This is a genomic window from Brevibacillus centrosporus (assembly GCF_003710815.1).
Taxonomy (GTDB): Bacteria; Bacillota; Bacilli; order Brevibacillales; family Brevibacillaceae; genus Brevibacillus; species Brevibacillus centrosporus.
In genome coordinates this window covers 40,448-53,409 of sequence record NZ_RHHP01000051.1, presented here as the reverse complement: position 1 = coordinate 53,409, position 12,962 = coordinate 40,448, and the positions used below count along the sequence as shown (strand labels likewise).

The following is a 12,962-nucleotide window of genomic DNA, read 5'->3' as shown; positions in this document are numbered from 1 at the left end:
ACGCAATTCTGACTCCCCCTCCTGCAAGATGCCCTTGTCTGTTACCCTTCGTCACTTTGCTAACGCTCGCCCTCATTGCTTGAATTTCTCCGGATAGAGCCCTTCCGCCAAAATCTTCAAGGCAATCGGCCCGCGAACCCCTTCGCTTGCAGCCGATAGCGGCAAAACGATCAATCGATTGTTTTGAATAGCTGACACGCTTGCCAGCTCTTTTTTGCTCAGGAGCAGCTCACGTTTTTGCTCCTGGCTCTTGTCTCCGTAATCAACGATGATGATCACGTCAGGATTGCGACTCACGACTTCTTCCCAGCTCACATCAGCCCAGCCTTTTTGAATGTCGTCAAAAATATTTTTGCCTCCCGCCATGTTAATCAAGGCAGTCATATAGTTGTTTGCAGCTGTAAAGGCCTGCTCTTCCCCACTGTCATAAACGAATACCTTTAACGGTTTATCTACCTGGCCCAGCTTGCTCGTCGTTTGTTCCATTTCTGTTTTCATTTTGCTCACTAGCTCATTCGCCCGATCCTCCATCCGGAAAATGCGTCCGATGTTTTGAATATCGGTAAATACATCTTCTACAGTCGGAGCTGTCTTATTAGACGATTCATGCAAGTACGACTTGATCCCTGCTTTCTCCAATTCCTCCATGGATCCTACGCCTTTGTCACCAAAACCGCTTTTCCAGCCTGCATACACGAAATCAGGCTCAGCTGCCATCAACACTTCCTTGCTTGGATACTTATCAGACAGCACAGGAACTTTGTCATACGCCTCTTTCAACTCAGGCAGAATTTGATCATCTAGATAGGCTGTCCCAACCATTTTGTCGCCCAAGCCCAAAGCCAGCATGACCTCTGTTACATGCTGGTTCAACGTGACCGCTCTCTTTGGTGCTTCCGGATAAGTCATTTCCATGCCGTTGTTTTGCAGCGTGACCGGCTTGTCTGCTACTGGTTGTGCTTGCTGCTGTGCAGCAGGAGCCGGATTCCCTTGTGCTTGCTCTCCCTGCCCGCTAGCTGCCGGCGAGCCGCATGCCGTTGCGACCAGCATAAGCGCCAGAATCAGCACTGACCAGCTCCCCTTCCACAGTCGATGCCATTTCTTTTCAGGTGCTTTCATCTTTCTCTTCTCTCCTTTTTTCGTCCCCCAGTTATCGGTTTGGTTTCATCCTCATCATTTCGCCAGCGAAAGGTATCTCGCCTCACCTCCTCTCCAGATTTGAAAGCTTGGCATCGTGAAGACTTCAACGGAGCTTTCGCGGAAATAAAAAAAGCATCTCCCACGCGCAAACGGGAGATGCTTTCCAATGTGGACAGAGTATGGCAAATAAACGGGATTCCGCCTTTACACATGCTGCTGTACTTCCACATCATCCCATCCGCGTGGGTCGATTGTGCATGGTTTCATGGCAGGTCTCCTGGCTTGGAATCATCGTCCTCTACGTCCTTCCCATTCCCTACAAACAGCGGAACAGTGGTTCATCGCAGAGGACTCCTCCTTACAGTGGCGGGACCGCGCCGGAATTTCACCGGACTTCCCTATTAAGCTGGCTGGACTTGTCCTCTTGTCCAGCAGCACCATCAAACACCTATTCAATTATGGCTTGCTTTTATCCGATAACAGTCAGTTGTTTCGGGAATTGTGTCATGACTTCAACGCCTGTCTCTGTTACGAGTACGTTGTCTTCAATCCGCACGCCGCCTACGCCTGGAACATAAATTCCCGGTTCGATGGTAAACACCATACCTGGGCGCAACGTCTCCTGATTTTGTCCGTGTACAGATGGATACTCATGTACGTCCATGCCGAGTCCATGGCCCAAACGATGCATGAAGTATTCGCCGAAGCCTTTCGCTGCGATCACATCGCGTGCTGTTTGGTCGAGGTGAGCAAAGGTCACGCCGGGACGAACCTGTGCGATCGCTGCTTCATTCGCAGCCAGAACGGTTTCGTAAATTTCACGCAATTGCTCACTGATTTCTCCGACCGCAAATGTGCGCGTGATATCAGAGACATAGCCGTTTGCTTCCACACCGATATCAAACAAGAGTACTTCGCCTTCTTGCACTTGGCGAGAGCCTGGTTTTCCATGCGGCAGCGCAGACTTTTCTCCAGCCAATACCATCGACGTAAAGGACGGGCCGTCAGCACCCAAGCGCTTCATTTGAAACTCCAGCTCAGCCACCAGTTCCGTTTCGGTTACACCAGGCTTCACTTTTTTCAAGGTCTCGCGCAAGGAGTCCTCCACCAGCTGGATCGCATGCTTCATACGATCCACCTCGTCAGGGGATTTGATCAGACGCATTTCACGCAGAGGCCCTTCTACATCGACATAACGGGAAGCGCCAACCACTTCGCCCATTGCCTCATAGCGCTCGACTGTCATATGGCTTTTTTCAATGCCCAGCTGCTTCAAGCCAGCAGGAAGCGTTTGCTTTAAGACTTCATATGGATTTTGAATATCAGTGTGGGTGAAAATATTTTGTACGCTCGAAGCGGATGCTGCGGCTTCACGATCCAGCGCAGGCACGATCAGAGATGGTTCTCCCTCCGCCGGAATAATCAGACCCAGAAAACGTTCATGGGGATCGGTGAAAAAGCCTGTCAAATAATAAACATGTTTGGGAGAGGTGATCAACACCGCGTCAAGTTCTTGTTCGCTAAGAAAATCGTGCAGCTTTTGGATGCGTTCTTGGAACATTTTCGTCACCTAGCTTTCTCCATTTATTCTATTGCGAGAATACCATTTCCCTCTGTAAAAAAGAAGCTTATCCGAGAAAAAAACCTTTTCAAAACCAAGTTATAGCTGAGGTGAATATTGCTATGGAACACACAATTACTCTACCAAACGGAACCCTGGCATGCACCATTGTCGGACAAGGCACTCCACTCCTCTGCATTCATGCGCCCTGCATTGGCTCTATCAATTTTGTCTCTCAGCACCCTCTCGCCGATACGTTCCAGCTGTTCGTACCCGATTTACCTGGTCATGGACATAGCAGCCCGCTCCCTGAACCGTTCTCTATTCATGATCTCACCGTGTGCCTGCATGAGCTCATACAAACGCTAGGTTTGGAGAAGCCTTACTTGCTCGGCTACTCACAGGGAGCCTCGATCGCTCTCGAATACGCTCTTTGCTTTCCCGAGCAGGTGAGTGGACTGATCTTGGTCAGCGCCTTTTCTGAAGTAAATGATCTTTATTTGCACAGTCGTTTTTACCTCGCGCAAGCCATGGCAGGCATTCACGGAGTACCCCTCTTGGCACAAAGCATTACGTCATCTCATATCGATGACCCACAGCTGCAAGAGAGATGGATCAAGCACGCCTCTCTGACCGACTCTACCACCTTGAGTCACCTCTACAAGGCAGGTCATTCCTACAACTGTACCCAAAGACTTCCCGAGATTACTTTGCCCACCCTTCTCGTGTACGGGGCAGAAGATCGAAGCATTCACCCCTATGGGCAGCTGCTTAGTGAAGGCATACGGAATTCTAAAATGGTCATGATCCCGGGAGTCGCCCATCAAGTGGTTACCAAGGCTGCACCCGAATTGAATCGTCTGTGCCGGGAGTTCTCCACATAGGAAAAGGGAGGGTAAGAACCTCCCTCCCACACGAGCCCACATGTTTAGTTTTTCATACGAGGGTCAAGCGCATCGCGCAAACCGTCCCCAATGAGGTTAAAGCCCAATACCGTCAGCATGATCGACAATCCCGGGAAGATGACCGTCCAAGGTGCCTTTTGAATGTATTGCCGCGAATCGGAAAGCATTTTTCCCCACTCCGGCTCGGGCGGCTGCGCACCCAAACCGAGGAAACCCAAGGCTGCCGCCTCAATAATCGCTGTGGCAATGCCCATCGTCCCCGTTACAATGATGGGAGCCAGGCTGTTCGGCAAGATATGCTGCATCAAAATGCGCGAATCCTTCATCCCAATGGCACGAGCCGCCATCACAAACTCTTCTTCTTTCAAGCTCAGAACCCGCGAGCGTACGAGACGACCAAACGTCGGAATGTTGATAATCGCGATGGCGAGCAAGGCGTTTTGCAGGGATGGACCCAAAATCGCTACGATCGCAATCGCCAGCAGAATGCTAGGGAATGCCAGCATGATGTCAAAAATACGAGAAATAAGCGTGTCAATCCATTTCCCATAATAACCTGCAAGAAGTCCGAGCACCGTCCCTGCTACTACCGAACCGATAACGGAGAACGTACCTACCCACAACGAAATGCGAGCACCGTACACGACGCGACTGAATACATCCCGACCGTTATAATCCGTTCCAAACCAATGCTCTTCGGATGGTGGCTTGTTTTTCATGACAAGCTCACCTTCGTCGTACGGATACGGCGCGATGATTGGCGCAAAGACCGCTACGACGACGAAGAAGAGAATGATACCCAGTCCTGCCATCGCTAGCTTGTTTTTACGCAAGGCTCTCCATGCTTCTCGCCATGGTGAGATAATTTGTTCGTCCTTTACTTGCAAAGGCACTGTTTGCACTTGTGTATCTGCCATATCTCCTGCCTCCTTAGCGATATTTAATACGTGGATCGATATAGGCGTACAGGAGGTCGACCAGCAAGTTGATCAGCACGAAGATAGTAGCGATCACCAAAATCCCTGACTGGATGACCGGATAATCGCGGTTCCCAATGGCGGTAAAAATGTATCGCCCTACCCCAGGCCATCCGAAAATCGTCTCGGTCAAAACAGCTCCCCCCAGCAGCAAGCCCGTTTGCAAGCCGATTACGGTCAGCACCGGAATCATCGCGTTTTTCAAAGCGTGCTTGTAGACAACCCAAAATTGAGCCAGTCCTTTTGCTCGCGCCGTTCTCACGTAGTCCGCACGCATGACCTCCAGCATACTGGAGCGTGTGATGCGAGCGATAATCGCCATTGGAATCGTTCCGAGAGCCACTCCCGGCAAAATAAGATGCTTGATTACTTCCCACAGCTGATCCCATTGTCCAGCTAGAATCGTATCCAGTATATAGAACTGCGTAATGGCCTCCACGGGATTACGCGAATTGTCACGACCAACGGATGGCAGCCACTTCAGCTCTTGCGCAAAGAACCACTGCTCCATCAAACCCAACCAGAAAATTGGCATGGAGACACCAATCAAGGCGATCAACATCGCACAGTAGTCAAACCAGGAGTTTTGCTTCCACGCAGATAAAATACCTGCATTCACACCGATGATTACAGCGAACAGCATACTGACGATAGTCAATTCGGTCGTTGCTGCTAAATAAGGCATGATTTCTTGCGTAATACTCGCGCCGGAGTGCAAGGAAACTCCGAGATCACCCGTCAAAATCTGTTTGAGATAATCAAAGTACTGAATGTACCAAGGATTGTTCAAGCCAAGTACTTCTCGTAAATCTTCGATCGCTTTTGGACTTGCTTTCTCCCCCAAAATAGTGAGAGCCGGATCACCTGGGATGGCACGAATAATAGAAAAAACGACGATCGACATGCCCAGTAGAACGGGGATGAGCATGAGAATTCTTCGGATGCTGTAGGATAGCAATGCCATCTCCTCGCTTTCCTTAATAGAAAACTTGACTTTGCCTCTGAATGGAAGCAGGCGCAGTCTTTCTTGCCAATATGGCAAGGATAAGTGCAGAAAAATAAGGAAAGGGCAAGAAGAGGGATAACTCCTCTTACCCTTCCGCCTATTCATGAATCACAGCATGAGCTTACTCTTTGAAATCAACCTTCTCCAAGCTCTCGGATCCTTTTGGATGCGGCTTGTAGTTGATGATGTTTGCTTTTGCTGCCAGGGCAGGAGTGGAGTGAGCCAGTGGAACCATAGGCACATCCTTGAAGATGATCTCTTGCGCTTGCATGTACAGCTTTTCACGCTCTTCCTTCGTCGTAGCAGATTGCGCTTGCATCAGCAATTTGTGCGCGTCTTCATTTGCCCAACGTGTACGGTTGTTACCGCCAATGTTGTTCTTGTCAAGCAAGGTAGCCAGGAAATTGTCTGGGTCTCCGTTGTCGCCAGTCCAACCGAGCATGAACATTTCTTGTTCGCCCAATTTTGTTTTTTCCAGGTACGTTGCCCATTCCATCGTTACGATTTCTGCTTCTACACCGATTTTTTTCAGGTCTTGCTGGATTGCTTCTGCGATTTTCACGCCATCTGGCATGTACGGACGAGCAACTGGCATTGCCCAGAACTTAATTTTGAAGCCGTTCGAGAAGCCAGCTTCGGACAGCAATTGTTTTGCTTTGTCCAAATTGAATTCGCGGTCTTTGATGTTGCCATTGTGTCCCCAAATGGAAGGTGGCATTGGGTTGGTAGCTGGTTCTCCCAATCCTGCAAAGAATGCTTCGATGATAGCTGGTTTGTTGATCGCATAGGCAATGGCTTCACGAACTTTTGGGTTATCCAGTGGTTTTTTCTCCACGTTGAAACCTACGAAGCCAATGTTCATAGAAGGACGAAGAATCAGCTGCAGCTCTGCATTGTCTTTCACTGCTTGAGCGTCATCAGGGTTCAGACCATCCATCATGTCGATCTCACCCGAAGTCAATGCAGTCAGGCGAGCTGTGTTCTCAGGAATGACTTTGAATACGAGCTTATCCAATTTCGGGAAGCCTGCATTCCAGTAGTTCGGGTTCTTTTCCAGTGTGATTGTGTCGTTACGCTTCCACTCTTTGAAAACGAATGGACCTGTACCTACTGGATTTTCGTTGAACTTCTCAGGTCCCATGTCTTGTACCGCTTTTGGAGAAGCGATCGCAAAGCATGACATGCCCAAGTTTTGAATGAATGGAGCCAAAGGACGGTTCAGTGTGAACTTCACCGTTTGTGGGTCAACGGCTTCCACGGACTTGATTACATGGGTCTCATCCCCTTTGTAACCACCGAACATGTCGTTGTAATATTCAAAGCCTTCTTTGTTGTGTTGTGGATGACTCTTGTCCATCCAGCGCTCGAAGTTCCATTTCACGGCTTCCGCATTGAAATCAGTGCCGTCGTGGAATTTTACACCAGAGCGCAGGTGGAAGGTGTAGGTCAAACCATCAGGAGTGATTTCCCATTTCTCCGCCAGAGAAGGAACGACAGCTGTGCTCTCTTCCTCGTAACCTACCAGCGTGTCAAATACGTTTTCTGTTACTTTGAAAGACTCCCCGTCTGTTTGTGCGATGGGGTCCAAACCTACCGTATCGCCACCGCGACCTACGATCAGCTGTTTCGGTCCGCTGCTTTTCGCAGGTTCAGCAGCAGGTGTTGTTGCCGGCGCTTCTGTCTTTGGCTGCTCTGCCGGTTTTTGTGCCGTTTGAGTTCCGCTGCAACCCGCAAGCAGCATAGCAAATGCAAGCATGCCGGTCATGGCAGTCGAGAGCACTCTCTTCTTCATGAATAATCCCCCTCTTCTAGAATTTCAGATTTTACAGTTGGTAGAGAATCGATTGGCATGGCTTTGCTTCGCATCCCCCCTTTGATGAGGATCCTTCCCCAATTAAGACTTGTATAGATGGCAAGCCACAAAATGTCCGTCTCCCACATCCTGGAAGAGTGGTCGAGTCGTGCGGCATTCATCTGTCACATGAGGGCAACGCGTATGGAACGTACAGCCACTTGGCGGATTCGCTGGACTTGGCACATCGCCTTGGAGTATGACTCGTTCGCGTGCAGCGTCTGGGTCAGGCGTGGGAACTGCCGAAAGCAAGGCTTTGGTATACGGGTGCAGGGGATTGCTGTACAGCTGTGCACTGCTCGTCAGCTCGACGATTCGGCCGAGGTACATGACCCCTACCCGGTCACTGATGTGGCGGACCACACTCAGATCGTGAGCAATAAACAAATAGGTCAAGCCGAGATCGCGCTGCAGGTCCTGCATCAGATTCAGCACTTGGGATTGAATCGATACATCCAGCGCTGATACAGGCTCGTCCGCCACAATCAGCTTGGGATTGAGCATCAGCGCGCGTGCGATCCCGATCCGTTGACGCTGGCCGCCACTGAATTGGTGTGGATAGCGCCTGGCGTGATAGCTGCTCAGTCCCACGACCTCCAGCATCTCCTGCACGCGTTTTTTGCGCTCAGCAGATGAACCCATGCCATGAACAATCAACGGTTCTTCCAGAATCTTCTCAATATTGTGACGTGGGTTTAGAGAAGCAAATGGATCTTGGAAGACAATCTGCATGTCTCTGCGCATCTTCCGCATTTCTTCTATCGAGAGAGCGGATACATTTACGCCATCAAAATAAACCTCTCCTGCTGTCGGCTCGATCAAGCGAAGCAGCGAACGTCCTGTCGTCGATTTGCCGCATCCACTTTCTCCAACCAATCCCAATGTTTCTCCACGTTTCACGGTAAACGAGACATCGTCTACGGCTTTTACGACTCCGATTTCCCCTCCGAGGACACCGCCTGTGATCGGATAGTATTTTTTCAAGTTTTTAACGACGAGCAGTTCTTCAGTCACCTGCATGCTCCTTTCGGGTTATTCGGCTATCCAGCAGCGCGAGCGATGATTTTCGCCTACTGCTTTTAGCTCGGGCATCTCCTGGCGACAGCGATCTGTCACCTTGTCACAGCGCGGGGCAAAACGGCACCCAACCGTGAGTGATCCCGGGATAGGCACGTTCCCTGGAATGGAATATAAACGCTCTTGGGATTGGTCCAGCTTGGGCAATGATTGCAGCAGGCCAACCGTGTATGGATGCTGCGGATTTTTCAGGATCGTCCGCACGTCTCCTTCTTCAATCACATTTCCGGCATACATGACTACGACTCGATGACACATTTCCGCTACGACACCCAGATCGTGTGTAATGAGCAAAATAGCCGTATCCGACTCTCGATTGCACTGGCGCATCAAGTCCAGAATCTGCGCCTGGATCGTTACATCTAACGCAGTTGTCGGCTCGTCCGCAATTAACAGCTCGGGATCACAGGCCATCGCCATCGCGATCATGACGCGCTGCCGCATCCCTCCAGACAGCTGGTGCGGGTACTCATCTACGATCGCTTCCGCTCGTGGAATGCCTACTTTTTTCAGCATTTCGATCGCACGCTGCTTGGATTCCTTTTTACTCGCCTTCGTATGTAAACGAACAGCTTCCCCGATCTGATCGCCAATCGTAAACACGGGATTGAGCGATGTCATCGGTTCCTGAAAGATCATAGCAATTTCATTTCCGCGTATTTCACGCATCCTCTTTTCATCTGCCGCTACCAGGTCTTCTCCTTTAAAGCGGATCGAACCGCCGACAATTTTCCCTGGAGGATTCGGAACCAGCTTCATTACGGAAAGGGAGGTTACACTTTTTCCACAGCCGGACTCACCGACGATACCGACAACTTCACCTTTGTTTACGGTAATGGTGACTCCGTCTACGGCAGGAATCTGGCCGCGATCTGTAAAAAAGTGCGTCTGCAAGTTTTCGATTTGAAGGACAGGGTGTGACACGGGGCGCACCTCTCTTACCGATATATTCAATAGAAATAGTTCTATCAATAGATATTATGCCATTAGTACAATTTTTTGGCAACACAATAAATTCAAATAATTATATTTTCGCTGACTATATAAAATATTGTTTTAACTCGAAATAGAATGTTAAAATAGTTGCCTCACATCTTCTGATCCCAAGCCCCGTCTATGATTCATGGCTTTTGTCACTTTTTTCATAGCCATTTGGGAAAACAAAAAAGGCCCAATGGCTCGGGCCTTTCGTCTCTCATGCTTTCTGCCTATGGTTTTTTTGTCCATAAACAATTGTTACGGTGCGAAGAGTCCCCCTACCCAATCGACAAAAGTTTGCGCTCCGCTCTTTATTGTCGAACCGAGGGTCATCCCCATATTACTCATGTAGTTGACCACTTTTTCCGGATTCTCCGTCTGCACCTGCTTGCCCATCACAGCGATTTCCATCTTGCCTTGATCCATTTTTTTGATGTAAAAGGTTTGCTGCTCCTGTTCCACCGTTCCGCTCACTTTTGATATGCCGCGTTCTGCCGTTTGCAAGCCTAATACGACTCCGATTAATAGGATCAGTAATAGCCCCGTCAATTTTACCGTCACGTTCACGCTCGTCACCTCTTTGCCGGCTCATCCGAAGCCGGTTTGTCCACTTTTTCCGCCTTGAGATAGTAAGCGGCAAACACATCTGCCAGCGCTTCCGCCGTGTTGTAGCTCTCCTGCAGGGTGTTTTCCGTGCCACCTATTTCCATTAACAGGCTTCCCGGTGAAATGGACTGATTATACTCCCCATGATCTGTCTTTGCTCCTTTTTCCATCACACCTCTAGATAATTCGGGATACATCTCTTCCATCAGCTTGTGCAACTCGGTAGCAAACGCCTCATTTTTCTCGAAGCTTTTGTTTCTTTTTCCGATGACAAACAGGACGCGCGCATAGGTTTTTCCCTTTATCGTGACGGTCGTTCGATCCCTTGGGGCAGTATCGCGATGCAGATCAAAGAAGTAATGCAGCTCGCGGTTGTTATCGGAAGCGGCCTTCACGACTTGCAGTGACTGCGCGTAGGACAGGGCGTAATCCTTTTTTTGATTCAGGAGCTCCTGATAAATGTCGTCTGTGCTCACATCCGTTCCAATGCCTCTCTCGTTTAATGCCTCAGCCAAATGCTTGCCTACCATCGAAATATTTCTCGTCGGGTGATCCACAGAGGATCCGACTGGCTTAGTCTCACTGTACCAAGACTCCCGATTGTGCGTGTTGTACACATAAACGACTTTCTTGCCGCCCGTATTCGGCTTCGCAATGGGCTTTGGCGGTTCAGCTGTCTTGTCTGTTTCATTCTCAGCGGGCTTGGGCGACAGAGGAATGGCGTCAGAAGCGTCAATCACTTGCTTGGGGTGCGGAGGATATTCAATGTAAAAATCAGAGAGACTCGCCCCTTTTCCGGCTACTACGAATCTGGCGTCGTCCGTGGTTACCATGCCAGGAAGCTCTCTTCCAAGCAGGCTTCGCAAATCACCGGGTTGAATGCTAGTCGCGAGCTGGAATAAAAAGCCGGACACACTATTGGTTCGTCGGTCAGATCCGGTCTGCACGATTTCGCTTAGCACCGGGATCTCCTGCCCCATCCACCCTAGAATTGCTAGACTGGAGATGTGTGTAGCCGCCTGCTGGACAGTAGAGGAGGCGATCATCAGCTTGTTGCCTCCGAGGGAAAGCACACCGGTCATGACGAATAGAAAGGCTGTTATAAACGACAGAACAACGAATTGGCGTTGGATAAAGGATGCCATCTGTCTCACTCCTCGTGCTGTAGCATTGTCGCGGGCTTTTCTCTTTCGCTTCCCGCTTGTCTATGCTTTAGCTTATGAGCCTCATAGAGACGATAGAACCCTTTCCCTAGCATTTCTCTTAAATCGTGGCAGACTCTCTACTGGATCGCTAGTCTAGTGCGTGTAGGACGCGCTATTTTCCTCATCTACCGCTCTGTGCAAGGCACGGTTGAGGCCAGTCGCGATGACATTGGATATTCCTTCGATAAAATCGTCCACCTCTTTTGGCGTTACCACTAAATCCTGACCCAACGGACGCAGCACCTCGTGAATCAGCTGACGCTTTTCCTCCTCGGGAAGAGACCCTACCAGACCCATAAACGTTTTGCGCGATTCCAGATCAGGCAAATCATCTTCTGTATACGGCTCTTTGCGCTCCGGCAGTGTACTCATGGAAAGCTTGTTGAAGGCACGCTTGCTCTCCGCCATGGACTGACCAAAGTGACCGAGCAGATACGTAATGGCGTCGTTCACGATGGTAGAGGCAAAGACAACTGTTGGCACACCGATCGCGATAACCGGGATCCCAAGCGTATTCTGGTCAATGGCTTTACGCTTATTGCCGACACCCGAGCCTGGATGGATGCCCGTATCCGAAATCTGGATGGTTGTATTCACCCGATGCAAAGCGCGCGAAGCCAAAGCATCGATACAAATGACAAAGTCCGGCTTGCTTTTTTCCACTACACCAAAGACAATCTCGCTCGTTTCAATACCCGTAATGCCGAGAACTCCTGGAGACAGCGCACTCACTTCCCGATAGCCGTCTCCAACCGTATCCGGAGCCAGCTGGTACAGGTGCCGGGTCACCAGCAGGTTTTCCACCACCATCGGGCCGAGCGCATCTGGCGTTACGTTCCAGTTGCCCAAACCTACGACAAGTGCCTTTTTCTCTTCCGTAATTCCGAGCTTCATCAGGAAGCTGGCGAATTCCAGAGCAAATCGTCTCGTTACCTGCTCTTCTATAGAAGTATCATTGTCACGAAGCTTGGGTACTTCGATCGTGAGGTAACGCCCCGGCAGTTTCCCAATCGCTCGGCCTGCCTCTTCATTTTCCACGTGAAGTCTGGTGACTTTTATATTCGGTTCTTCATCGTCTGCCTGCAGCCAAATCCCGGGGATATTGCTCTCATTTTGCTGCTGCGCCAGCTCGTGTGCTTCTACCGCCAAATCGGTTCGAATCGAGTAGCCAGACAGATCAATATTGTGTTCCATGGTTAATCGCTCCCTTCTCCATTTTGTTCCTGCTACTAGGTTGCTTGAATCCTTCATTTTTATTCCGAATCCTTTCTTGCAAATGGATTCCGTGCATGCTAGAATTACTTTGTTGTATGACTGTATGTCTATGGTCGTTCTAAGGAGGTGACACACATGCCAAACATTAAATCCGCGATTAAGCGCACCAAAACCATTGAAAAGCGCCGCGCACACCGTGCTTCTCAAAAGTCTGATCTGCGCACTTCCCTGAAGAGCTTTGAGAAAGCTGTCGCCGCTTCCGATGTAGCATTGGCGAAATCCACTCTTCTGGTGGCTGTGAAAAAGCTGGACAAGGCCGCTTCGAAAGGTCTCATTCATAAAAACGCAGCAAACCGTCAAAAGTCTCGTTTGATGAAAAAGCTTAACGTTCTGAGCGCTCCTGTAGCGTAAGAGACCATGGAACAAAAAAAGCCCGCGAA

The 12,962-nt window shown here is 49.8% G+C and carries 12 protein-coding genes and 1 riboswitch; of the genes, 2 read left to right on the top strand and 10 right to left on the bottom strand.

Annotated features, from left to right (window positions below):
* Positions 1–72: 72 nt before the first annotated feature.
* Positions 73–1,119 carry an ABC transporter substrate-binding protein gene (locus EDM55_RS28845; protein ID WP_092269063.1) on the bottom strand — a complete coding sequence of 349 codons (1,047 nt, stop codon included), beginning with the start codon at positions 1,117–1,119 and terminating at the stop codon, positions 73–75.
* Positions 1,120–1,390: 271 nt separating this feature from the next.
* A riboswitch (cobalamin riboswitch) is annotated at positions 1,391–1,597 on the bottom strand.
* A 12-nt stretch (positions 1,598–1,609) separates the two neighbouring features.
* Positions 1,610–2,701 (bottom strand): M24 family metallopeptidase, encoded by a 1,092-nt coding sequence (locus EDM55_RS28835; RefSeq protein ID WP_122962039.1) that lies wholly within the window; start codon positions 2,699–2,701, stop codon positions 1,610–1,612.
* Positions 2,702–2,823: 122 nt separating this feature from the next.
* On the opposite strand from EDM55_RS28835, the gene EDM55_RS28830 reads away from it, so the two are divergent.
* Positions 2,824–3,585 (top strand): alpha/beta fold hydrolase, encoded by a 762-nt coding sequence (locus tag EDM55_RS28830; protein ID WP_122962019.1) that lies wholly within the window; start codon positions 2,824–2,826, stop codon positions 3,583–3,585.
* Positions 3,586–3,629: 44 nt separating this feature from the next.
* On the opposite strand, the gene EDM55_RS28825 is transcribed toward EDM55_RS28830, so the two are convergent.
* The 8 genes from EDM55_RS28825 to gpr all read right to left on the bottom strand — a co-directional run bounded on the left by EDM55_RS28825 (position 3,630) and on the right by gpr (position 12,501).
* Positions 3,630–4,523: an ABC transporter permease gene (locus EDM55_RS28825; RefSeq protein ID WP_092269074.1), complete on the bottom strand. Its 894-nt coding sequence runs from the start codon at positions 4,521–4,523 to the stop codon at positions 3,630–3,632.
* Between the two features lie 13 nt (positions 4,524–4,536).
* A complete protein-coding gene (locus EDM55_RS28820) occupies positions 4,537–5,547 on the bottom strand; it encodes an ABC transporter permease (protein ID WP_092269077.1) in 1,011 nt (336 codons plus the stop codon).
* 163 nt (positions 5,548–5,710) lie between these two features.
* The gene (locus EDM55_RS28815) at positions 5,711–7,381 is read right to left on the bottom strand and encodes an ABC transporter substrate-binding protein (RefSeq protein ID WP_122962018.1); all 1,671 of its coding nucleotides are present in this window, start codon (positions 7,379–7,381) and stop codon (positions 5,711–5,713) included.
* Between the two features lie 102 nt (positions 7,382–7,483).
* A complete protein-coding gene (locus EDM55_RS28810) occupies positions 7,484–8,455 on the bottom strand; it encodes an ABC transporter ATP-binding protein (RefSeq protein WP_092269083.1) in 972 nt (323 codons plus the stop codon).
* 18 nt (positions 8,456–8,473) lie between these two features.
* Positions 8,474–9,442: an ABC transporter ATP-binding protein gene (locus tag EDM55_RS28805; protein ID WP_092269085.1), complete on the bottom strand. Its 969-nt coding sequence runs from the start codon at positions 9,440–9,442 to the stop codon at positions 8,474–8,476.
* 312 nt (positions 9,443–9,754) lie between these two features.
* Entirely contained in the window at positions 9,755–10,063 is a 309-nt protein-coding gene (locus EDM55_RS28800) for a DUF3679 domain-containing protein (RefSeq protein ID WP_122925524.1), read from the bottom strand.
* A 5-nt stretch (positions 10,064–10,068) separates the two neighbouring features.
* On the bottom strand, positions 10,069–11,247 hold the full coding sequence (spoIIP, locus tag EDM55_RS28795; protein ID WP_122962017.1) for a stage II sporulation protein P: 1,179 nt from the start codon (positions 11,245–11,247) through the stop codon (positions 10,069–10,071).
* A gap of 153 nt (positions 11,248–11,400) precedes the next feature.
* The gene (gpr, locus tag EDM55_RS28790) at positions 11,401–12,501 is read right to left on the bottom strand and encodes a GPR endopeptidase (RefSeq protein ID WP_092269094.1); all 1,101 of its coding nucleotides are present in this window, start codon (positions 12,499–12,501) and stop codon (positions 11,401–11,403) included.
* Positions 12,502–12,657: 156 nt separating this feature from the next.
* Here gpr and rpsT point away from each other — a divergent pair, with 156 nt between their 5' ends.
* A complete protein-coding gene (gene rpsT / locus EDM55_RS28785; RefSeq protein ID WP_055743229.1) occupies positions 12,658–12,933 on the top strand; it encodes a 30S ribosomal protein S20 in 276 nt (91 codons plus the stop codon).
* Positions 12,934–12,962: the final 29 nt, after the last annotated feature.

Coding starts and splice junctions, on each gene's coding strand:
- EDM55_RS28845 (WP_092269063.1), bottom strand. CDS start 1,119: ATGAAAGCACCTGAAAAGAAATGGCATCGACTGTGGAAGGGGAGCTGG.
- EDM55_RS28835 (WP_122962039.1), bottom strand. CDS start 2,701: ATGTTCCAAGAACGCATCCAAAAGCTGCACGATTTTCTTAGCGAACAA.
- EDM55_RS28830 (WP_122962019.1), top strand. CDS start 2,824: ATGGAACACACAATTACTCTACCAAACGGAACCCTGGCATGCACCATT.
- EDM55_RS28825 (WP_092269074.1), bottom strand. CDS start 4,523: ATGGCAGATACACAAGTGCAAACAGTGCCTTTGCAAGTAAAGGACGAA.
- EDM55_RS28820 (WP_092269077.1), bottom strand. CDS start 5,547: ATGGCATTGCTATCCTACAGCATCCGAAGAATTCTCATGCTCATCCCC.
- EDM55_RS28815 (WP_122962018.1), bottom strand. CDS start 7,381: ATGAAGAAGAGAGTGCTCTCGACTGCCATGACCGGCATGCTTGCATTT.
- spoIIP (WP_122962017.1), bottom strand. CDS start 11,247: ATGGCATCCTTTATCCAACGCCAATTCGTTGTTCTGTCGTTTATAACA.
- gpr (WP_092269094.1), bottom strand. CDS start 12,501: ATGGAACACAATATTGATCTGTCTGGCTACTCGATTCGAACCGATTTG.
- rpsT (WP_055743229.1), top strand. CDS start 12,658: ATGCCAAACATTAAATCCGCGATTAAGCGCACCAAAACCATTGAAAAG.